Source organism: Agromyces sp. CCNWLW213, from assembly GCF_037199545.1.
Taxonomy (GTDB): Bacteria; Actinomycetota; Actinomycetes; order Actinomycetales; family Microbacteriaceae; genus Agromyces.
The window spans coordinates 12,287-31,023 of sequence record NZ_JBBBDX010000008.1; the positions used below are offsets into that span (position 1 = coordinate 12,287).

General features: G+C 74.6%; 18 protein-coding genes. 9 read left to right on the top strand and 9 right to left on the bottom strand.

The window, feature by feature from the left end:
* Positions 1 to 3 precede the first annotated feature (3 nt).
* The 3 genes from rpoB to WBQ80_RS14090 form a co-directional block, all read right to left on the bottom strand.
* Complete coding sequence (gene rpoB / locus WBQ80_RS14080; protein ID WP_336573261.1) at positions 4 to 3,495, bottom strand: DNA-directed RNA polymerase subunit beta; 3,492 nt, start codon at positions 3,493 to 3,495, stop codon at positions 4 to 6.
* A gap of 356 nt (positions 3,496 to 3,851) precedes the next feature.
* A complete protein-coding gene (locus WBQ80_RS14085; RefSeq protein WP_336573262.1) occupies positions 3,852 to 4,253 on the bottom strand; it encodes a hypothetical protein in 402 nt (133 codons plus the stop codon).
* 1 nt (position 4,254) lies between these two features.
* Entirely contained in the window at positions 4,255 to 4,635 is a 381-nt protein-coding gene (locus WBQ80_RS14090; RefSeq protein WP_337282588.1) for a hypothetical protein, read from the bottom strand.
* A gap of 358 nt (positions 4,636 to 4,993) precedes the next feature.
* Between WBQ80_RS14090 and WBQ80_RS14095 the strand changes: the two genes are divergently transcribed.
* Positions 4,994 to 7,660 (top strand): helix-turn-helix transcriptional regulator, encoded by a 2,667-nt coding sequence (locus WBQ80_RS14095; protein ID WP_336573264.1) that lies wholly within the window; start codon positions 4,994 to 4,996, stop codon positions 7,658 to 7,660.
* 24 nt (positions 7,661 to 7,684) lie between these two features.
* Here WBQ80_RS14095 and WBQ80_RS14100 read toward each other — a convergent pair whose 3' ends face one another.
* Positions 7,685 to 8,041: a group I truncated hemoglobin gene (locus WBQ80_RS14100; RefSeq protein WP_336573265.1), complete on the bottom strand. Its 357-nt coding sequence runs from the start codon at positions 8,039 to 8,041 to the stop codon at positions 7,685 to 7,687.
* Positions 8,042 to 8,154: 113 nt separating this feature from the next.
* Between WBQ80_RS14100 and WBQ80_RS14105 the strand changes: the two genes are divergently transcribed.
* Complete coding sequence (locus tag WBQ80_RS14105) at positions 8,155 to 8,913, top strand: spermidine synthase (protein ID WP_336573266.1); 759 nt, start codon at positions 8,155 to 8,157, stop codon at positions 8,911 to 8,913.
* A gap of 24 nt (positions 8,914 to 8,937) precedes the next feature.
* Positions 8,938 to 9,792 carry a spermidine synthase gene (locus WBQ80_RS14110; protein WP_336573267.1) on the top strand — a complete coding sequence of 285 codons (855 nt, stop codon included), beginning with the start codon at positions 8,938 to 8,940 and terminating at the stop codon, positions 9,790 to 9,792.
* 9 nt (positions 9,793 to 9,801) lie between these two features.
* Here WBQ80_RS14110 and WBQ80_RS14115 read toward each other — a convergent pair whose 3' ends face one another.
* Genes WBQ80_RS14115 through WBQ80_RS14125 form a run of 3 tightly spaced genes read right to left on the bottom strand, consistent with a single transcriptional unit; the run spans position 9,802 to position 12,073 of the window.
* Positions 9,802 to 10,665, bottom strand: a complete 864-nt coding sequence (locus tag WBQ80_RS14115; RefSeq protein WP_336573268.1) for a biotin-dependent carboxyltransferase family protein — start codon at positions 10,663 to 10,665, stop codon at positions 9,802 to 9,804.
* A complete protein-coding gene (locus WBQ80_RS14120; RefSeq protein ID WP_336573269.1) occupies positions 10,662 to 11,315 on the bottom strand; it encodes a 5-oxoprolinase subunit B family protein in 654 nt (217 codons plus the stop codon). Before WBQ80_RS14120 ends, WBQ80_RS14115 begins: the two co-directional genes overlap by 4 nt.
* Positions 11,312 to 12,073, bottom strand: coding sequence for a LamB/YcsF family protein (locus WBQ80_RS14125; RefSeq protein ID WP_336573270.1), 762 nt, complete (start codon positions 12,071 to 12,073; stop codon positions 11,312 to 11,314). The genes WBQ80_RS14120 and WBQ80_RS14125 overlap by 4 nt, the downstream gene beginning before the upstream one ends.
* A 47-nt stretch (positions 12,074 to 12,120) precedes the next feature.
* Between WBQ80_RS14125 and WBQ80_RS14130 the strand changes: the two genes are divergently transcribed.
* From WBQ80_RS14130 to WBQ80_RS14140, 3 genes are all read left to right on the top strand, one after another.
* Positions 12,121 to 13,260: a PQQ-dependent sugar dehydrogenase gene (locus tag WBQ80_RS14130; RefSeq protein ID WP_336573271.1), complete on the top strand. Its 1,140-nt coding sequence runs from the start codon at positions 12,121 to 12,123 to the stop codon at positions 13,258 to 13,260.
* A gap of 67 nt (positions 13,261 to 13,327) precedes the next feature.
* Complete coding sequence (locus tag WBQ80_RS14135) at positions 13,328 to 13,825, top strand: SprT-like domain-containing protein (RefSeq protein ID WP_336573272.1); 498 nt, start codon at positions 13,328 to 13,330, stop codon at positions 13,823 to 13,825.
* Positions 13,826 to 13,931: 106 nt separating this feature from the next.
* Complete coding sequence (locus WBQ80_RS14140) at positions 13,932 to 14,546, top strand: CGNR zinc finger domain-containing protein (RefSeq protein WP_336573273.1); 615 nt, start codon at positions 13,932 to 13,934, stop codon at positions 14,544 to 14,546.
* On the opposite strand, the gene WBQ80_RS14145 is transcribed toward WBQ80_RS14140, so the two are convergent.
* Positions 14,543 to 15,127: a hypothetical protein gene (locus tag WBQ80_RS14145; protein ID WP_336573274.1), complete on the bottom strand. Its 585-nt coding sequence runs from the start codon at positions 15,125 to 15,127 to the stop codon at positions 14,543 to 14,545. The two genes, WBQ80_RS14140 and WBQ80_RS14145, sit on opposite strands and share 4 nt — an antisense overlap.
* Before the next feature lie 41 nt (positions 15,128 to 15,168).
* On the opposite strand from WBQ80_RS14145, the gene WBQ80_RS14150 reads away from it, so the two are divergent.
* A complete protein-coding gene (locus WBQ80_RS14150; RefSeq protein WP_336573275.1) occupies positions 15,169 to 15,933 on the top strand; it encodes an SDR family NAD(P)-dependent oxidoreductase in 765 nt (254 codons plus the stop codon).
* 67 nt (positions 15,934 to 16,000) lie between these two features.
* On the opposite strand, the gene WBQ80_RS14155 is transcribed toward WBQ80_RS14150, so the two are convergent.
* Entirely contained in the window at positions 16,001 to 17,263 is a 1,263-nt protein-coding gene (locus tag WBQ80_RS14155) for a hypothetical protein (protein WP_336573276.1), read from the bottom strand.
* Between the two features lie 122 nt (positions 17,264 to 17,385).
* On the opposite strand from WBQ80_RS14155, the gene WBQ80_RS14160 reads away from it, so the two are divergent.
* Complete coding sequence (locus tag WBQ80_RS14160) at positions 17,386 to 17,922, top strand: hypothetical protein (protein ID WP_336573277.1); 537 nt, start codon at positions 17,386 to 17,388, stop codon at positions 17,920 to 17,922.
* Positions 17,919 to 18,548, top strand: a complete 630-nt coding sequence (locus WBQ80_RS14165; RefSeq protein WP_336573278.1) for a DUF1684 domain-containing protein — start codon at positions 17,919 to 17,921, stop codon at positions 18,546 to 18,548. The genes WBQ80_RS14160 and WBQ80_RS14165 overlap by 4 nt, the downstream gene beginning before the upstream one ends.
* The last annotated feature ends 189 nt before the right edge of the window (positions 18,549 to 18,737 follow it).

Sequence of the window (18,737 nt, forward strand, 5' to 3'; positions counted from 1 at the left end):
GGATCAGATCTCGTCGATGTTCGACGACTCGAAGCGCGCGGAGATGTTGATGCCGAGCTCCTCCGCGGCGCGGAACGCCTCGTCGTCGGTGTCTCGGAGGCTCACCGCAGTGCCGTCGGCCGAGAGGACCTCGACGTTCAGGCAGAGCGACTGCATCTCCTTCATGAGCACCTTGAAGGACTCGGGGATGCCGGGCTCCTGGATGTTCTCGCCCTTGACGATGGCCTCGTACACCTTGACGCGGCCGAGGATGTCGTCGGACTTGATCGTGAGGAGCTCCTGCAGGGCGTAGGCGGCGCCGTAGGCCTCGAGGGCCCACACCTCCATCTCGCCGAAGCGCTGACCGCCGAACTGCGCCTTCCCACCCAGCGGCTGCTGGGTGATCATCGAGTACGGGCCCGTCGAACGCGCGTGGATCTTGTCGTCGACGAGGTGGTGCAGCTTCAGGATGTACATGTAGCCCACCGACACGGGGTACGGGAAGGGCTCGCCCGAACGGCCGTCGAACAGCTGCGTCTTGCCGCTGGAGTCGATCAGCCGCTCGCCGTCGCGATTCGGGAGGGTCGAGTCGAGCAGGCCCGCGATCTCCTCCTCCAGCGCGCCGTCGAAGACGGGCGTGGCGACCTTCGTGCCGGGCTCGGCCTCGCGGGCGACCTCGGGAAGGCGCTTGGCCCACGCGGGGTTGCCCTCGACCTTCCAGCCCTGCTTGGCGACCCAGCCGAGGTGGGTCTCGAGCACCTGGCCGAAGTTCATGCGACCGGGGATGCCGAGCGGGTTCAGGATGACGTCGACCGGCGTGCCGTCGGCGAGGAACGGCATGTCCTCGACCGGCAGGATCTTCGAGATGACGCCCTTGTTGCCGTGGCGTCCGGCGAGCTTGTCGCCCTCGGTGATCTTGCGCTTCTGGGCGATGTAGACGACCACGCGCTGGTTGACGCCCGAGCCGAGCTCGTCGTCGCCGTCCTGCGCGTCGAACACCTTGACGCCGATGATGGTGCCCTGCTCGCCGTGGGGGACCTTGAGCGACGTGTCGCGCACCTCGCGGCTCTTCTCGTTGAAGATCGCGCGGAGCAGGCGCTCCTCGGCCGACAGCTCGGTCTCGCCCTTCGGCGTGACCTTGCCGACGAGGATGTCGCCCGGCCGGACCTCGGCGCCGATGCGGATGATGCCGCGCTCGTCGAGGTCGGCGAGCAGGTCGGGGCTCACGTTGGGGAGGTCGCGGGTGATCTCCTCCTTGCCGAGCTTGGTGTCGCGGGCGTCGACCTCGTACTCCTCGATGTGGATCGAGGAGAGGACGTCGTCCTTCACCAGGTTCTGGCTGAGGATGATCGCGTCCTCGAAGTTGTGGCCCTCCCACGGCATGAACGCCACGAGGAGGTTCTTGCCGAGCGCGAGCTCGCCGTTGTCGGTCGCGGGACCGTCGGCGATGACCTCGCCGGCCTCCACGCGGTCGCCGGCCGAGACCACGACGCGGTTGTTGTACGACGTGCCCTGGTTCGAGCGGTCGAACTTGCGCAGGTAGTAGGTCTGCGTGCCGCCCTCGTCGAGCTGCAGCGTGACGGCGTCGGCCGAGACCTCGGCGACCACGCCGGACCTGTCGGCGGTGATCACGTCACCGGCGTCGACCGCGGCGTAGCCCTCCATGCCCGTGCCGACGAACGGCGAGTCGCTGCGCAGCAGCGGCACCGCCTGACGCTGCATGTTCGCACCCATGAGGGCGCGGTTCGCGTCGTCGTGCTCGAGGAACGGGATGAGCGAGGTCGCGACCGAGACCATCTGGCGCGGCGAGACGTCCATGTAGCCGATCTCGTCGGCCGGGAACAGGTCGACCTCGCCGCCCTTCTTGCGGGCGAGGACGCGCTCCTCCTGGAAGTGTCCGTCGGCCTTCAGCGGCGCGTTGGCCTGGGCGACGATGTAGTCGTCCTCCTCCATCGCCGTGAGGTAGTCGATCTGGTCGGTGACCTTGCCGTTCACGACCTTGCGGTACGGCGTCTCGATGAAGCCGAAGGAGTTGATGCGCGCGAACGACGCGAGCGAGCCGATGAGGCCGATGTTCGGACCTTCCGGCGTCTCGATCGGGCACATGCGGCCGTAGTGCGAGGGGTGGACGTCGCGGACCTCGACGCCCGCGCGGTCGCGCGAGAGGCCGCCGGGGCCGAGCGCCGAGAGGCGGCGCTTGTGCGTCAGGCCGGCCAGCGGGTTGTTCTGGTCCATGAACTGCGACAGCTGCGAGGTGCCGAAGAACTCCTTGATCGCGGCGACGACGGGTCGCACGTTGATCAGGGTCTGCGGCGTGATCGCCTCGATGTCCTGCGTGGTCATGCGCTCGCGGACCACGCGCTCCATGCGCGAGAGGCCGGTGCGGACCTGGTTCTGGATCAGCTCGCCCACCGCGCGGATGCGACGGTTGCCGAAGTTGTCGATGTCGTCGACGTCGAGGCGGATCTCGACGTCCTTGCCGCCGCGGCGACCGGGCAGGGTCGGGCGGTCCTCGTGCAGGGCGACGAGGTACTTGATCGTGGCGACGATGTCCTGCACGGTGAGGACGGAGTCGGTCAGCGGGGCCTCGAGGCCGAGCTTGTTGTTGATCTTGTACCGGCCGACCTTGGCGAGGTCGTAGCGCTTCGGGTTGAAGTAGAAGTTGTCGAGGAGCGCACGCGCGGCCTCGGCGGCGACCTGCTCGCCCGGACGGAGCTTGCGGTAGATGTCCTTGAGCGCCTCCTCCTTCGTCAGGATGTTGTCCTTCTCGAGGGTGAGCGCGATGGACTCGTAGCCGGCGAACTCCTCGAGGATCTCCTCGGACGTGAGCCCGAGCGCCTTCAGGAAGACCGTGACGGACTGCTTGCGCTTGCGGTCGATGCGCACGCCGACCTGGTCGCGCTTGTCGACCTCGAACTCGAGCCACGCGCCGCGGCTCGGGATGACGCGCGCCGAGTAGATGTCCTTGTCGGACGTCTTGTCGGGCGTGCGCTCGAAGTAGACGCCGGGCGAGCGGACGAGCTGGGAGACGACGACGCGCTCGGTGCCGTTGATGACGAACGTGCCCTTGGGGGTCATGAGCGGGAAGTCGCCCATGAAGACCGTCTGGGTCTTGATCTCACCCGTGAGGTGGTTCATGAACTCCGCGTTGACGTACAGCGGAGCGGAGTAGGTCTTGCCCTTCTCCTTGCACTCGTCGATCGTGTACTTCGGCGGCTCGAGCTCGGGGTTCGTGAACGAGAGCTGCATCGTCTCGCCGAGGTCCTCGATCGGCGAGATCTCCTCGAAGATCTCCTCGAGGCCGGTGGTCTCGGGCAGGTCCTGACGACCCTGCTCGACCGCCGCCTCGACGCGCGCCTTCCACGCGTCGTTGCCGACGAGCCAGTCGAAGCTCTCGGTCTGCAGGGCGAGCAGGTCGGGTACGGTGAGGGTGTCGGTGACCTTCGCGAACGAGAGGCGGCTGGCACCGCGTCCGTTCTTGGGGGTGGGCGTGGTTGCGTTGCGCGCAGCAGCCAAGGAAATGACCTCCATGGCCCCCTCGGGGGCCGGTTCACTGTCGGTGGTGGTTGGAGTTGACCCCTCAGACGAAGTGCGGATGCCGGGACACCCGACACGCAGAAGCCGACCGCAATATGAAGGCATAGTGGGTCTGGGAGCGCAAAGGTCAAGCATAGAACGCAAGACGCGCTCTGTCCAGTCGATTCTTGACCTCGCCGCGAATCTCGGGTATAACCCAGCTTTCCGACCCGGTCGGAGCCGGATCCTGCGCCTCCCGGAGGCCGTCGACGCGGCTCGGGCGACGAGTGGATGCCGCGGCGCCACCGGTCGGGTTCCGGTGCGTCGCGGCATCCGCTCGCCGGTCGAGGCGCCGCTCAGGCGCCCCACTCCACCCGCAGCGACGCGGGCCGGCCGGGCACGAGGCTGACCGGGAGCTGCGCCCCCGGGGTCACCCGGGCCAGCTGCAACGGCGCGACCTGCTCGGTGCGGGTCATCGCGAGGGGGATGCCGCTCGCGAGCACGACCGTGAGGTCGAGCTCGACCACGGAGTCCATGCCCAGCATCATCGGCAGCTGCCGTGCGTCGACGACGGTCGCCGTGGCGCGCACGCGCGCCACCTCGAGGGCCGCGTCGTCGGCGACGACCATGGCGGCCATCACGCGCTCGGCCTGGTGGAGCGACTCCTGCGCAGCGGCGAGGGTCGCTCCCATGTCCATCCGCTCGGACACGTCGTGCGCCCGGCGGGTCAGGGTCGCGAGGTCGGAGAGGAAGCCCATCTCAGACCACCGCGTAGATCTCGTTGAACCTCCGGCCGACGCCGCGGTCGGCCTGGATGCGGGCGCCCCAGCCCGCCTGGGCCGCGGCCCACGACTCGGCGTCCACGCCGAACATGCCGGCGACGACCGGCAGCTTGGCCTCGTCGTAGCCGTACGCGGCGATGCCCTTGACGATGCGCGCGTAGCGGTCGAGGTCGACGCCGGCGATGGGCTCGAGTGCGCCCGGGGCGGGCTCGGCGGTCATGGCGTGGACCGCCATGACGTCCATCTGCCGACGGTACGCGGCCGACTGCGCGGCCAGCGCGTCGGCCTGGTCGATGAGTCCGGGGGCGGCCTTCACCAGCTTCGTCATGTCGTCGAACTGCTTGAACATCTTCATCATGTCCTGCTCCTCGTGGGTGTGCGTCGTGTGCGGTGCGGTATCGGGCTGCGGCCGGATCGCGGTGCAGCGTGGCTGCGGGAACCAGACTCCGTCCCAGCAGCGCCGCGCGGATGGGCAGGCGCTGCTCGTTCCGCGCGGGGGATTGCTCAGGCGGGCGCTCGCGTTGCTCATGCCCGGCGCTCGCGATGCTCAGGGGCGGGGTGGGGCCGATCGGCGCCCCCGGCGGCGGAAGCTCGGGAGGCGACCCGCGGGACCGCTCCGAACCGCCCCCCGTTCGGGGGTGCCGTCGGGCCGCCTCGGCTCCGGCGTCCCGCCGTAATGTGAGACCACCGGCGTCGCCGGAGACCGAAGGGCCGGGATGGTGGCGTTGGAGTACGGGGAGTCGGCGGACCCGCCCCTCCCGCTCGACGAGAACTGGCCGCTCGTGGGGCGCGATGCGCTGCTCGAACGCGCCGCGACCGCCCTGCGCGCGGGCACCCGGACGATCCTCGCGTACGGGGCGTCCGGGATCGGCAAGAGCCGCCTCGTCCACGCCGTCGGCGAGCGCCTCGCCGACGAGGGCTGGCTCGTCCTCGCCGCGAGCGGCAACCCCGCCCTCACGGCGGTCCCGCTGGGCGCGCTCGCCCCGGTCCTGTCCGGCGAGGCCGGCGCCGCGGTCGCGCACGCCGGCGATCCGCTCGCCCTGTTCGGCGCCGCGGATGCCGCGCTGCGCCGGCTCGCCGGCGACCGCCCCGTCCTGCTCGTGGTGGACGACGTCTCGGTCGTCGACCCCGTCTCGATCGGCCTCCTCGCCCAGCTCGTCGCGAGCGGACGCCTCCGGCTGGCCGGCACGATCCGCGAGGGCGACCCCGTGCCCGAGGGCCTGCAGTCGCTCGCCGCGGCGGGCGACGCGATCCGGCTCGACGTGGGACCGCTCGACCCCGACCAGGTCAGCGAGCTCCTCACGCGCGTGCTCGGCGGGCCCATCGCGCACCGTGACGCGGTCGAGCTGCACCGCGCGGCGAACGGGAACCCGTTGTTCCTCCGCGAGCTCGCGATCGGGGCCGCCGAGGCCGGCAGCCTGACGGCGACGGACGGCCTGTGGCAGCTCGTGGGCGAACCCGTCGGCACCCCGGCGCTGCGGGACCTCATCCGGGCGCGGCTGCGCGTGCTCGACGACGACGAGCGCGACGCCGTGGAGCGGCTGGCGCTCTGCGAGCCGCTCGCGTTCGACGAGTTCGCTCGGCCCGGCGCGGCCGAGGCCCTCGCGCGCCTCGAGCTGCGCGGCCTCGTGCGCGTCGACGAGACGGGGCCGGGGGTGCGCATCGCCCTGGCGCATCCGCACTACGCGGCCGCCGTGCGCGAGAGCATGCCCCGCATCCGCGCGATGTCGCTCCTGCTCGAGCAGGCCGCGCTCGTCGCCGCGGGCCCGATGGAACCGGGCGACGAGCTCCGGGTCGCGGTCTGGCGGCTCGACGCCGGGCGCCCGTCGGATCCGGAACTGCTGTCGAGGTCGGCGTCCCTGGCCTGGACCGCCCACGATCGGCGGACGACCGAACGACTCGCGGCCGCCGCGATCGCGGCCGGCGCCGACGACCCGGGGATCCTGCGGTTGCACGGCGAGGCGCTGTGGTCGCTCGGCCGCGGCTCCGAGGCGCTCGAGGCCCTCGCCCGTGCCGAGGAACGCGCTCGCGGGACCGGCGCCCCGGAGGACGTGCTCGCCGCCATCGGCCGCGCACGGGTCGACGTGCTCGGCGGCGACGCGCTCGGCCAGTCGCGCGGGCTCGAGCTGGTGCGGGCGCTCGAGGCGGCGCTGCCGTCGCAGTGGAGCACGCTCGGGCTGAGCAAGGCGGTCCTGCTGACCAACCTGGAGCACGGCTCCGAGGCCCTCGCGACGGTCGAGGCATGCGCGTCCGCCGCCGACGACGGCGAGCCGGGGCGCTCGATGGTCGACCTCGCCTCGGCGATGCCGCTCTCGCTCGTCGGCCGATCGGACGACGCGATCGCCGCGGCCCGGCGCGCCGTCGACGCGACCGCCCGACCCGGCTCGCCCGTCCCCCGGCGCCGAGCCGGCGTGGTGCTCGCCGACGTGCTCGTCGCCGACGACCGCCTCGACGAGGCGCGCGCGACGGTGATCGACTCGCTCCACGACGCGATCCGCGACGACGACGAGCTCACCGCCCGCTTCGGCGAGTTCCTCATGGGCCGCATCTCCTGGCAGGCGGGCCGCCTCGACGCGGCGGCGCGCTGGTTCCGCGACACGATCGGCGGGGCGGCCCTCCACGGCCCGCCCTCGCTCGGCGAGTTCGCGCGCTGCTTCCTCGCGATCGTCCACGCCGAGCAGGGCGACGCGGCGACGGCGCGCGCACTGCGCGGCGAGGTGGTGTCCGGGCTCGAGGAGGACAGCTCGGCGACCGCGCTCGCCGACGCGTGGATCGACGCCGCCGAGGGCGCCGCCGACCGCGCCGCGCAACGGGTCCTCGCGCGCGTCGACGTCGTGGTGCCGCGCGGCGCCGTCATGGTGGCTGCGGCCCTGCTGCACCACGTGGGGCGCTTCGGCTCGCGCGACCACCTCGCGACGGCGGCCGCGCGCCTGGCCGAGCTGCACGAGCGGGCGCCGTCCGCCGGCACCGGGCTCCGGCTCGCGCAGGCCCGCGCGCTGGCGGACGCGGACCCGGCCGGACTCCGCCGGGCGGCGGCCGGATGGGAGCGCACCGGCAGCCTGCTCTATGCGGCCGAGGCGCACGCGGCCGCCGGCCAGGCGGCCCGGTCGCTGGGGCGCGGTCGCGAGGCGACCGCCGACCTGCAGCGCGCGGCGACGCTCGCCGCCGCATGCGAGGGCGCCCGGACTCCGCTGCTGCGCTTCAGCGAGACCACGGAGCCCCTGACGCCCCGCGAGCGCGAGATCGCGTCCCTGGCCGCGCAGGGCCTCAGCTCGAACGAGATCGCCGCGCGGCTGTTCCTCTCGCCGCGCACGGTCAACAACCACCTGCAGTCCACCTACGCGAAGCTCGGCATCCGGGGCCGGCACGAACTGCGCGCCTGACGCGGCGGCGCGGGCGCGCCGACCTCAGGCGGTGACGATCTCCGAGCGCACGTCCTCGAGGCGACCGGCGACGCGCGTCACCGCCTCGTGCGCGACGCCGAGGTCGTCGAGGCTCGTGAGCAGGGTCTGCACGATCCGGTCGAACGCGGCATCCGTGATCGCGAGGTCGGCGTGCGCGTCGCCGAGCGACCGGCCCGAGAAGACCTGCGGCCCGCCGAACGCCGCCCCGAGGAAGGCGCGCTGGTGGGCCTTCAGCCGCTCGAGGTCGACGCCCTCGAACCAGTGGCCGAGCTCGGGGTCGGCGACCACCCGGTGGTAGAACACCGTCACCGCCGTCCGCACCCCGTCGGGCCCGCCCACCTCGTCGTACAGCTCGGTCATCGCGCCTCCGTTCCGCTCGTCCCCACCGTGCCGGATGCCGCGTCCCGGCGACTGAGCATCGATTGCTCATTCCGCGACTCGCCCCGGCTCCGCCGACGTGGGAGCATGCCCGCATGGGGAGCCGCATCGAGTTCGAACGCGACGTGTTCTCGGCGACGGGGCTCACGCTGCTCGTCGACGGCGCGGCGCAGTCGCACGTCGACGCGATCGATCCGGAGCGCCTCTTCTTCGAGTACGTGCGCCGCATCGGGCACGTCGTCGACGCGATCGCGGACCCCGGCGCTCCGATCGGCGCGCTGCACCTCGGCGGCGGCGCGATGAGCCTCGCCCGCTACGTCGAGGCGACCCGCCCGGACTCGGTCCAGGTGGTCGTCGAGGCCGACGCCCGCGTGGTCGAGCTCGTCGGCGAGCGGCTGCCGCTGCCCGCGCAGGCGCGGATCGAGGTGGTCGTCGCCGACGCGCGCGACGCGGTCGCACGCCTGGCCGCCGGCCCCGCCCGGTTCGACGTCGTGATCGTCGACCTCTACACGCGGCTCGACGCCCCCGCGTTCGTGGACGAGCCCGCATTCCTCGGCGCCTGCCTGGCGTTGCTCGCGCCGGGCGGGGCGCTCGTGGTGAACGTCGCCGACGCCGCCGGGGGCCCGCGACTGGCGGCGCAGGCGCGCGCCATCGCCCGGGCGGACCCGGCCGCCGACCTGATCGTCGCCGGCGACCCTGCGGTGCTGTCCGGCGCGGAGGAGGGCAACGCGGTCATCGTCGCCGGCGCCGCGGTGCCCGATCGCGTGCGCGACCGGCTGCGGCGGGCGGGGCCGTTCCCGGCGGAGGTGCTCGAGGGCTCCCGTCTCGACGCCGCGCTGTGGGGCGCGTGCTGAGCGAGCGAGGGTAGCGTGGCATCCGTGCCCGACCTCGAACGACGCCTCGCCGTGAGCGGCCACGTCGCGCGCCTCGAGGAGTCGCGCACGCGACCGGGCGCCTGGACCCTGTACGTCGACGGCACGCCGCAGTCGCACGTCGACCTCGACGAGCCGGAGTGGCTCGGGTTCGAGTACGTGCGCCGCATCGGACACGCCATCGACCTCGTCCGGCCGCCCGGCGACCCGATCACGGCGGTCCACCTGGGCGGCGGCGCGTTCACGCTCCCCCGCTACGTCATCGCGACGAGGCCCGGTTCCCGCCAGCAGGTGATCGAGCTCGAGTCCGACCTCGTCGACCTCGTGCGCGGGCAGCTGCCGCTGCCGCGCGGCGCGCAGCTGCGCGTGCGGCACGGCGACGCGCGCGAGGTGCTCGCGAAGCTGCCCGCGGGCCTCACGGGCACGGTCGACGTGGTCGTGGTCGACATCTTCTCGGGCGCGCGCACGCCCGCGCACGTCACGAGCGCCGAGTTCCACGGCCTGGTCGCCCCCCGTCTCGCCCCGGGCGGCATCGTGGCGGTGAACGTCGCGGACGGCGCCGGCCTCGCGTTCGCGAGGTCGCAGGCGGCCACCCTCGCGCATGTCTACGAGCACGTCGCGATCGCGGCCGACACGGGCATGCTGAAGGGCCGCAGATTCGGCAACGTCGTCATGTACGCCTCGCACGACCCGCTCCCGTTCGACCCCATGCCGCGTCGCCTCGCGAGCGACCCGGCCCCGGCGAAGCTCGTCGAGGGCGACGAGCTCACGCGCTTCATCGCCGGCGCGCCGGTCGTGACGGACGCCACGGCGATCCCGTCGCCGCCGCCCTCGCGATCGGTGTTCCTCGCCAAGAGGTAGGCGGGCGCGTCAGCGCCCGTGACGGAAGCGGATCCCCTGGCCCGGCCGCACCTGGGCGAGCACGTCGAGCGACGCGGGCTCGACGATCGCGACGACGGGGTACCCGCCGGTCACCGGACGGTCCGCGAGCAGCACGGTGGGCACGCCCGCCCCGGTGACCTGGATGCCGCCGACGACGGTCGGCTCGCTCGGCAGCTCCACCGAGATCCGCCGCCCGAGCGCCGGGCCGTCGAGGCGCGCGCCGACGCGGTCGGCCGAGGCCGACAGGCGCCAGGGCGATTCGTACAGCGCCCGCAGCGCGGCATCCGTCACCCAGTCGGCACGCGGCCCCGGGAGCAGGCTGAGCGTCACGGGCCCGGTCGGCGGCGGCCACGCCGCGTCCTCGTCGAGCAGGGGCACGGATGCCGCCGGCTCGGCGCCGACGCGCAGCACGCGACCCGCGCGCACGGGCTCCGGCCCGAGCCCCGCGAGCGTGTCACGGCTGCGCGAGCCGAGCACGGGCGGCTCGTCGACGCCGCCCCGGACCGCGAGCGCGTAGCGCAGGCCGCGCACGGCCGTGCCGAGCTCGAGCGACGCACCGGCGGGGACCCGGTGCGCCCGGTACGGCCACGCGTCGCGACCGGCGACGCGGACCGGTCCCCACGCCCCGGCGACGGCGATCCAGACATCGGCGTCGGCGACCGCGCGGAAGCCGCCGAGCACGACCTCCAGGCCGGCCGCGTGGTCGGGGTTGCCGACGAGCCGGTTCGCGAGCGCCATCGCGCCGCGATCGAGGGCGCCGGATGCGGAGACGCCGAGGTGGGCGAGCCCGGGCCGGCCGAGGTCCTGCACGAGCACCGATCCCCCGGCGGCCTCGACGCGGAGTCCGGTCACGGCGTCACCGCCCGGAAGCGCACGGTCCGGCCCGGGGCGAGCAGTGCGGGCGGGTCGGCGTCGGGATCCCACAATGCCGCGCCGGTGCGGCCCACGAGGCGCCATCCGCCGGGGCTCTCCCTCGGATACGCACCCGAGAAGCCCGCCGCGAGGCCGATCGCGCCCCGCGGCACTCGCGTGCGGGCGACGTCGAGCCGCGGCACGTCGAAGGGCCAGTCGTCGGCCACGAGGTACGCGAAGCCGGGCGCGAATCCGATGAAGGCGACGCGCCACGCGGCATCCGCGTGCCGGGCGACGAGGTGCTCCGGCGAGACGCCGAGGACGTCCGCGGTGTCGGCGAGATCGTCGCCGCGGTAGTCGACCTCGACGAGCACCTCGCGGGGTGCCGGGGTCCTCCCGTCCGCCGAGCCGCTCGACCGCGCGACCGGCTCGGACGCGACGCGCCGCACCCATCCGGCCGCCGTCTCGAGGGGCAGCACGGCCGGATCGACCGCCACGAGCAGCGTGCGCGCGGCGGGCACCAGCTCGACGAGCCCCGTCGGCGCGTCGGCGGCGAGCGCGTCGTGGAGGGCGATCACGTCGCCGAGCCCGTCCACCTCGACGAGCAGCGCCGCCGGTCCCGACGGCAGCAGGCGCACCGGCCGGCTCATGCGAACGGCCGCAGCTCGTGCCCCGCCGCGGCGAGCGCGGACCGGACCGCTCGCGCGAGTTCCACCGCCCCCGGGGTGTCGCCGTGCAGGCAGAGCGAGTCGGGCTCGAGGTCGACACGGCTGCCGTCGTGGGCCGCGATCCCGCCGGTCTCGGCGAGTTCGAGCGCGCGGTCGACCGCGGCCGACGGCTCGTGGACGAGCGCACCCGCCTCGGCGCGGGGCACCAGGCGACCGTCGCCGAGGTAGGCGCGGTCGATGAACGCCTCCCGCGCGTAGCGGAGCCCGCGCTCGCTCGCCGCGGCCTCGAGCTCGCCCGCGGGCGGTCCCAGCAGCACGATCGCCGGATCGTACGCGGCGAGCGCCTCGGCGACGGCGGCGGCGGCGGCCCGGTCGGCGTCGAGCCGGTGGTAGAGCGCGCCGTGCGCCTTGACGTACCGGACCGCCGTGCCCGCGGTGCGCGCCACCGCGGCGAGCGCCCCGACCTGGTAGACCACCTCGGCGGCCACCTCCTCGGCGGACACCGCGAGCTCGCGCCGGCCGAACCCCGCGCGGTCGCGATATCCCGGATGCGCCCCGAGCGCGACCCCGTGCGCGACCGCCAGCCGCGCGCTGCGCGTCATCGTGAGCGGGTCGCCGGCGTGGAAGCCGCATGCGACGTTGGCGCTCGTGACCAGGGCGAACATGGCGTCGTCGTCGCCCATGCGCCACGCGCCGTATCCCTCGCCGAGGTCGGCGTTCAGGTCGATCGCGCGCTGCATGCTCCCATTCTGCCGCCGCGTCGCGCAGACTGGTCCGGGGAGGCGGCATGCGCGCACGGGTACTCGCGGCGACGGCGTCCGTCGTGCTGCTCGCGGGGTGCGCGGCCGGCCCCGATCCCGGTCCGGTGGTGAACCCGCCCTCGGCCGACTCGGTGCCCAGCGCCACCGAGCCGCCGGCCTCCCGGCCGCCCGTCCTCGCCCCGGCCGGCACCCCGCAGGTGCTCGCCGAGGGGCTCGAGGCGCCGTGGTCGGTGGTGCGACTGCCCGACGGCGGGGTCCTCGTGAGCGAGCGGGACTCCGGCCGCATCGTCGAGGTCCTGGATGACGGCACGCTCCGCGAGGTCGCGGTCGTCGAGGGGGTCGCCGCCGGCGGCGAGGGCGGCCTGCTCGGCCTGGCGCACCTGCCCGGCGACGGCGGCCGCGGCGAGGCGCTGTACGCGTACCACACGGGAGACGCCGACAACCGCGTCGTGCGGATGCCGCTCACGGGGGTCGCGGGCGACCTCGGGCTCGGCGATCCCGAGCCGATCCTCACGGGCATCCCCCGGGCGGGCAACCACAACGGCGGCCGGCTCGCGATCGGCCCCGACGGCTTCCTCTACGTCACGACGGGCGACGCCGGCGACCGCGGCGCCTCGCAGGACCCGGACTCGCTCGCGGGCAAGATCCTGCGGATGACGCCCGACGGCGAGCCGGCGCCCGACAACCCGTTCGGCTCGCTCGTGTGGTCGCTCGGCCACCGCAACGTGCAGGGCATCGCCTGGGATGCCGCGGGCGGCATGTGGGCCGCGGAGTTCGGCCAGAACACCTGGGACGAGCTCAACCGCATCGTGCCCGGCGGCAACTACGGCTGGCCCGAGGTCGAGGGGCGGGCCGACGACGGGCGGTTCACCGACCCCGCGGTGCAGTGGCCCACCGGCGAGGCGAGCCCCAGCGGCATCGCGGTCGTGGGCGACACCGTCGTGGTCGCGGCGCTGCGGGGCGAGCGGCTGTGGTGGGCCTCCCCTGCCACGGGTTCCCCGAGCGAGGTCGTCGACACGTACGCGGGCGAGTACGGACGGTTCCGCGACGTGATCGCCGGGCCCGACGGGGAGCTCTGGGCGCTCACGAACAACACCGACGGACGAGGGTCGCCGCGCGACGGCGACGACCGCCTGCTGCGCATCGAGCTCGCGGAGGGCGGCTGACCGGCCCCCGGATGCGGGACAGGCGAAATCGGTGTCGATCCCGGACCTCGGCGCTATTGTCGATCGCATGGCGGATCTCGGACGCGTTCGGGTCTGGGCGGAGGCGCTCATCGCCCTGCACCTCGACCCCTCCGTCTGGTCGTTCGAGTTCGACAACGCGAAGAAGCGCGCCGGGCTCTGCAACTACTCCGAGAAGCGCATCTCGGTCTCGAGGTACCTCGCGGCGCGCTACGACGACGACGAGATCCACCAGATCCTGCTGCACGAGGTCGCGCATGCCATGGCCGGCGCCCGCGCCGGGCACGGTCCGAAGTGGGCGCGCACGGCGGCCTCGCTCGGCTACGTCGGCCGGCGCACGCACGACGGCGCCGTCGCGGACGAGCTCGCCCCGTGGGTCGGGCACTGCCCGTCCGGGCACGAGCACTACCGCTACCGTGCACCGTCGCGGCCGCTCAGCTGCGGGCTCTGCCGGCGCGGGTTCGATCGCGCGAACCTCATCGTCTGGCGACGCCGGGAGATCACGGGCGCCATGCGACGCGCGGCCGCGAGCGCCGCCGCCGAGTGAGCCCCGACCCGGCACGGCGATCGGCGCACCGCGGTCGCATGCCGCGCGCGACATCCGTCATCCGATCGCGATGAAACGGGGACTCGCGAACGGGTAGGTTGGTGCGGTGCCCGTCTCGACCGTCTCGATCCCCGTCGGCCAGTGGTTCGCCGACGACAGCGGCAGGTGGTGGTTCGACTCCGGTTCGCTCGCGCTCGACTTCGCCTACACCGGCGGTCTCCCCGTCGCCGTCTCCCCCGAGCGCCTCCAGGCGCCCGACGACCTCACGGCCTGGCTGCGCGAGCGGTTCCCCATGACCGTCGGCGCCGCGCGCTCCCGCGACCTGTTCGACGCCCTCGCGCTTCGCGACGCGATCAGCCGGCTCGCGCTCGCGGCCGGACGCGGGGAGGCCAGGCGCGCAGCCGACATCGACGTCGTGAACCTCTACGCGGCGACGCCCGACATCCCGCCGACCCTCGACGGCGGCTCGCGCCAGGCCGGCCGCTCGGTGCAGACCGTGGGGCAGGCGCTCTCGACGATCGCACGCGACGCGGTCGACTGCTTCGGTCCGGCGAACGACGGCCGGGTGCGCGTCTGCGCGGGCGACTGCGGCATCGTCTACCTCGACACCTCGCGTGCGGCGAGCCGGCGCTGGTGCTCCATGCAGCGCTGCGGCAACCGCGCCAAGGTCCGCGCGCACCGCGCCCGCAAGTCGGCGAAGGTGCAGCTCACCGCCGCCTAGGCCGGGGCGCCCTCGCGCATCACGCGCGCCGTCGCGCCGTCGTCCCGCGCGGCCGAGCGCCGCAGCGCCGCCGGGTCGGCGCCGGCAGCGGTCGCCACGCGCCCCGCGACCGACGCGGTGGCGAGGTGCGCGACCGCGCGGCGCAGCCCCGAGTAGGCGGCGGATGCCACGGCCGCCTCGGGTGACGTGTCGTCGATGCCGAGCTCGATGAGCGCGTCGATCACCGCCCCCGCCGCGAGCACGTCGTCGGCCGCGAACCCTTCGTCGGCGCGGCCGGCGGCGACGACCGCGAGGTACGCGCGGCGGCCGAGGCGCTCCTGCTCGGCGAGGATCCACGCGGCGGCCGCCGCCGCGTCCCGCAGGTCCGCCGCGAGCACGGCCGCGTCGGGCGGTGCGGCGTCGAGGACGGCCTGCGGCACGAGGGGCGCGGCCGTGCGGGGCGCCGGCGCGGCATCCGTCGTCTGGTCGACCCACACGACCACCTGCACGCCCTCGGCGATGCGACGCGCGCCGCCCTCGCCCTGGTCGAACCGCACCTGGTACTTCGCCTGCGCCGCGGGGGCGGGAGTCGTCTCGCTCACCGCGACAGGGTACGCGACCGCGGCGCTCGTAGGGTGGGTGCATGACCTCGCATGTCGACGCACGTCCCGTGACGATCATCACCGGCGGAGGGCGCGGGATCGGCGCCGCGATCGCCGAGCGCCTCGCGGCCGAGGGCCACGACCTCGTGCTGACCTACCGCGAGCGACGCGACGCCGCCGAGCGCGTGGCCGACGGATGCCGCGCCGCGGGCGCACGGGTCGAAGTGCTGCAGCTCGACCAGGCCGACCTCGACGCGTGCGCGGAGCTCGTGCCCGAAGCCGTGCGCCGCCTCGGCCGCGTCACGGGACTCGTGAACAACGCCGGCATCACCGGGCGCATCGGCCCGTTCCTCGACGGATCGATCGAGGAGGCCGAGCTCGTCCTCCGCATCAACGTGCTCGCACCCATGGCGCTGTGCCGCGCCGCGATCGCGCACATGTCGACCGACCGCGGCGGGCCCGGGGGGTCGATCGTGAACATCTCGTCGGGCGCGGCGACGCACGGCGCCCCCGACACGTACATCCCCTACGCGGCGAGCAAGGCCGCGCTCAACACCATGTCGCTCGGCCTCGGCAAGGAGTTCGCGCGGCAGGGCGTCCGCGTGAACACCGTGTCGCCCGGAACGACGCGCACCGAGATCCACGCGGCGGCCGGGCGCCCGAACGCGCCCGACGAGCGCGCGGGCGGGATCCCGATGGGCCGGCCGGGCGAGCCGCACGAGGTCGCCGGGGCGGTCGCGTACCTGCTGTCGGATGACGCGTCGTACGTGACTGCGACCGACATCCGGATCTCGGGGGGCAAGTAGCCGCAGCGCCGTCTCAGGACGGCGGAAGCTGGGACGGCTCCCGCAGATCGTCATGAGCAGCCGCCGCTCAGCGGTGCAGCGCGGCGTAGTGCGCGAGCGCCTCGGCGTCGCTCGCACGTGCGGCCGCGCGCCGGGCCGCGTCGAGCGCCGCGACCGGGTCGGACTCGCGGCGGGCGATGCCGAGCTGCCGCTCGGCCTCGGCGAGACGCGTGCGCGCGTCGGCGCCGACGAAGGCGCGGGCGCGCTCCATCGCCGACCGTGCCACCGCGACCTGGCTCTCCGCGATGGCGATCGCGCCGGGCAGCGCACCCCGCGCTCCGTCGAGCCGGCCCTCCGCTCGGCGGGTCGCCGAACGGGCCACCTCGAGCCGGTCGCGGGCCGCGCGCAGCCGGTCGCGTTCGGCGAACGGGTCGCCGGCGTGCGCCTCGCGACCGACCAGGAGCGGCGAGCAGTCGCCGATCGCCCGGGCGAGCGCCGCGGCCCCCTCGGCATCGGTGGCCACGTCGCGCTCGGCGCGGGCGGCGGCGAGTTCGGCGGCGAGCGCCGCGGCCTCCGCCTCCGCCTCGTGGGCGGCGGTCGTGAGGTCGAGCTCGATGCGCTCGACGGCGGCGAGCTCGCGGTCGGCGAGGTCGAGCGCGTGCCAGGCGCGCTGGAGCTCGGGTGCGAGCGGGTGCGCGGCGTCGCCGAGATGCGCCTCGGCGGCCTGCACCGCGGACTGCGCGGCCGCGATGCTCCGGTCCGCTCGCGCCGTCGCGCCCTGGCCACCCGCGAGCGAGGCCGCGTCGAAGCGCGTGCCGAGCCGCGCGAGCAGCTCGGCGGCATCCGCCCTCCGCGCGCCCGACCGCTGCAGGCGCTCGCGAAGCGCGGGCAGGTCGCGGACGGCCTCCCGCTCCGCAGCGCGGCGCCCGGCGAGCCGCTGGTCGGCCTCGGCGAGCGTGTGCTCGATGGAGTCGCACAGGGACCCGATCCGATCGTTCCAGGAGCGTCGCCGAGCGGACGACTCCTCCGGAGCCTCGTCGAGCCGCTGCTGCAGCAGGAAGGCCTCGCGCAGCCAGCCTCGGGCACGGTCCACGGCCTCCGCGACCTCGCGGGCGGTCTCGGGCCCGAACTGCACCTCGGCGAACCGGACCTCCTGCTCCGCGTCGCGGACCGCTTCGTCCGCTCGGACCAGGCGTGACTTGGCCTGCGTCTCGAGCGCCCGGACCGAGCTGCGCTCGATGGCCTCGCGCCGCGTCCCGACACGGCGCAGGCCCACGACCACCCCGACGAGGACGAGCACCGCGGCGCCGATCCCGACGAGCGAGGGCACCACGAGTTCCAGTCCGCCCATGCCGCGAGTCTAGGCACTGGGGTTCGGCGCGGACAGGGCTCCGACCGGGAGCCCGCCGAGCGCCGGCCGGGAATCCGGCGCGGGCCCTTGGCCGCGGCATCCGGCACCCCTAGCCTCGACGCATGCGAGTGCTGCTGAAGCTCACCCTCGACTGCGATGCGGATGCCGCATGGCGAGCGATCCGCAGCCCCGCGGTGCTGCGCGAGGTCGTCGCGCCGTGGCTCGACTTCGAGTCGCTCGAGGGCGCCGGCTTCCCCGCGACCTGGCCCGAGGGGCCGCACCGCCTGCGCGCGCTCGCGTTCGGCATCGCGCCGACCGGCGAGGAGATCATCGACGTGTCGTACCCGGGCGGGCTGCCGCCCGGCGTGAAGATGCTGCGCGACGGCGGCGGGGCCGTGTCCGGGCCGCTCGCCGCGTTCCGGCACTGGGACCACCGGATGGCGATCTCGCCGCTGCCCGACGGGCGGACCCTCTACCGCGACCAGCTCCGCGCGAGCGCGGGAGCCCTCGAGCCGCTGCTGTGGTACCCGACCTGGGCGTTCTGGCAGTACCGCGGCATGCGCCTGAAGCAGCTCGCGCCCACGTGGGCGTACGACCCGCCGGGCACGGCCGACGCCGACCGCGCGGCATCCGTCGCCGCCGTACGGAGCGGGGCATGACCGCGAGCCTCGGCGCCCTGCAGCTCGCGGACTGGCGCCGCCGCGTCTTCGGCCTCTACGCCGGCGTGCGACACCTGAGCTCCCACGATCCCGCGCAGGGCCACGAACTCTGGCGGTCGGGCCGCGACGAGCTGTTCGCCGGCCACCCGCAGTCGCCGCTCCTGCCCGACGACCGGGCGCGCTTCACCGGACTCACGGTGGCGCGGTACGACCCCGACTGGCGCTTCGAGCTCGAGGTGCGCCGGCCCGACGAGCCGGTCCGCATGGTCGTCGACAGCTCGACCGACGGACCCATCCCCTTCTCGCTCGTCGGGACGGTCCGCATCCCGTACCTCGGCACGCTCGACGTGTGGCGACTCACGGCCTACGGCGGCGGGCTGTTCCTGCCCGTGAAGGACGGGCTCGCCGGGCAGCCGGGGGGCACGTACGGGGGCGGCCGCTACCTGCTCGACACGATCAAGGGCGCCGACCTCGGCTCGGGCGCCGACGACGACAGCCTCGTGGTCGACTTCAACTTCGCCTACAACCCGTCGTGCGCCTACGACCCGTCGTGGTCGTGCCCGCTCGCTCCGGCGGGCGACACGCTGCAGGACGAGATCCCGGTGGGCGAGCGGATGCCGCGCTGACGCGCACTCCCGCTCCGCGGACGTTCGGGCGCGCCGCCGCGGGCGGCTCACAGGCTCACCCCCGCCGCGTCCGCTATGGTGGAGGTCGGCGAGCGCGACGATCGCGCCGCCTGCGTCGTAGACACGCTCCCGGGCCCAGCGCCCGATGACTTCATACGGCGAACGGATTCGCCGACCGGCGTCTTCGCC

Coding starts and splice junctions, on each gene's coding strand:
- WBQ80_RS14085 (WP_336573262.1), bottom strand. CDS start 4,253: ATGGGCTTCCTCTCCGACCTCGCGACCCTGACCCGCCGGGCGCACGAC.
- WBQ80_RS14090 (WP_337282588.1), bottom strand. CDS start 4,635: ATGATGAAGATGTTCAAGCAGTTCGACGACATGACGAAGCTGGTGAAG.
- WBQ80_RS14095 (WP_336573264.1), top strand. CDS start 4,994: ATGGTGGCGTTGGAGTACGGGGAGTCGGCGGACCCGCCCCTCCCGCTC.
- WBQ80_RS14100 (WP_336573265.1), bottom strand. CDS start 8,041: ATGACCGAGCTGTACGACGAGGTGGGCGGGCCCGACGGGGTGCGGACG.
- WBQ80_RS14105 (WP_336573266.1), top strand. CDS start 8,155: ATGGGGAGCCGCATCGAGTTCGAACGCGACGTGTTCTCGGCGACGGGG.
- WBQ80_RS14120 (WP_336573269.1), bottom strand. CDS start 11,315: ATGAGCCGGCCGGTGCGCCTGCTGCCGTCGGGACCGGCGGCGCTGCTC.
- WBQ80_RS14125 (WP_336573270.1), bottom strand. CDS start 12,073: ATGCAGCGCGCGATCGACCTGAACGCCGACCTCGGCGAGGGATACGGC.
- WBQ80_RS14130 (WP_336573271.1), top strand. CDS start 12,121: ATGCGCGCACGGGTACTCGCGGCGACGGCGTCCGTCGTGCTGCTCGCG.
- WBQ80_RS14135 (WP_336573272.1), top strand. CDS start 13,328: ATGGCGGATCTCGGACGCGTTCGGGTCTGGGCGGAGGCGCTCATCGCC.
- WBQ80_RS14150 (WP_336573275.1), top strand. CDS start 15,169: ATGACCTCGCATGTCGACGCACGTCCCGTGACGATCATCACCGGCGGA.
- WBQ80_RS14155 (WP_336573276.1), bottom strand. CDS start 17,263: ATGGGCGGACTGGAACTCGTGGTGCCCTCGCTCGTCGGGATCGGCGCC.
- WBQ80_RS14160 (WP_336573277.1), top strand. CDS start 17,386: ATGCGAGTGCTGCTGAAGCTCACCCTCGACTGCGATGCGGATGCCGCA.
- WBQ80_RS14165 (WP_336573278.1), top strand. CDS start 17,919: ATGACCGCGAGCCTCGGCGCCCTGCAGCTCGCGGACTGGCGCCGCCGC.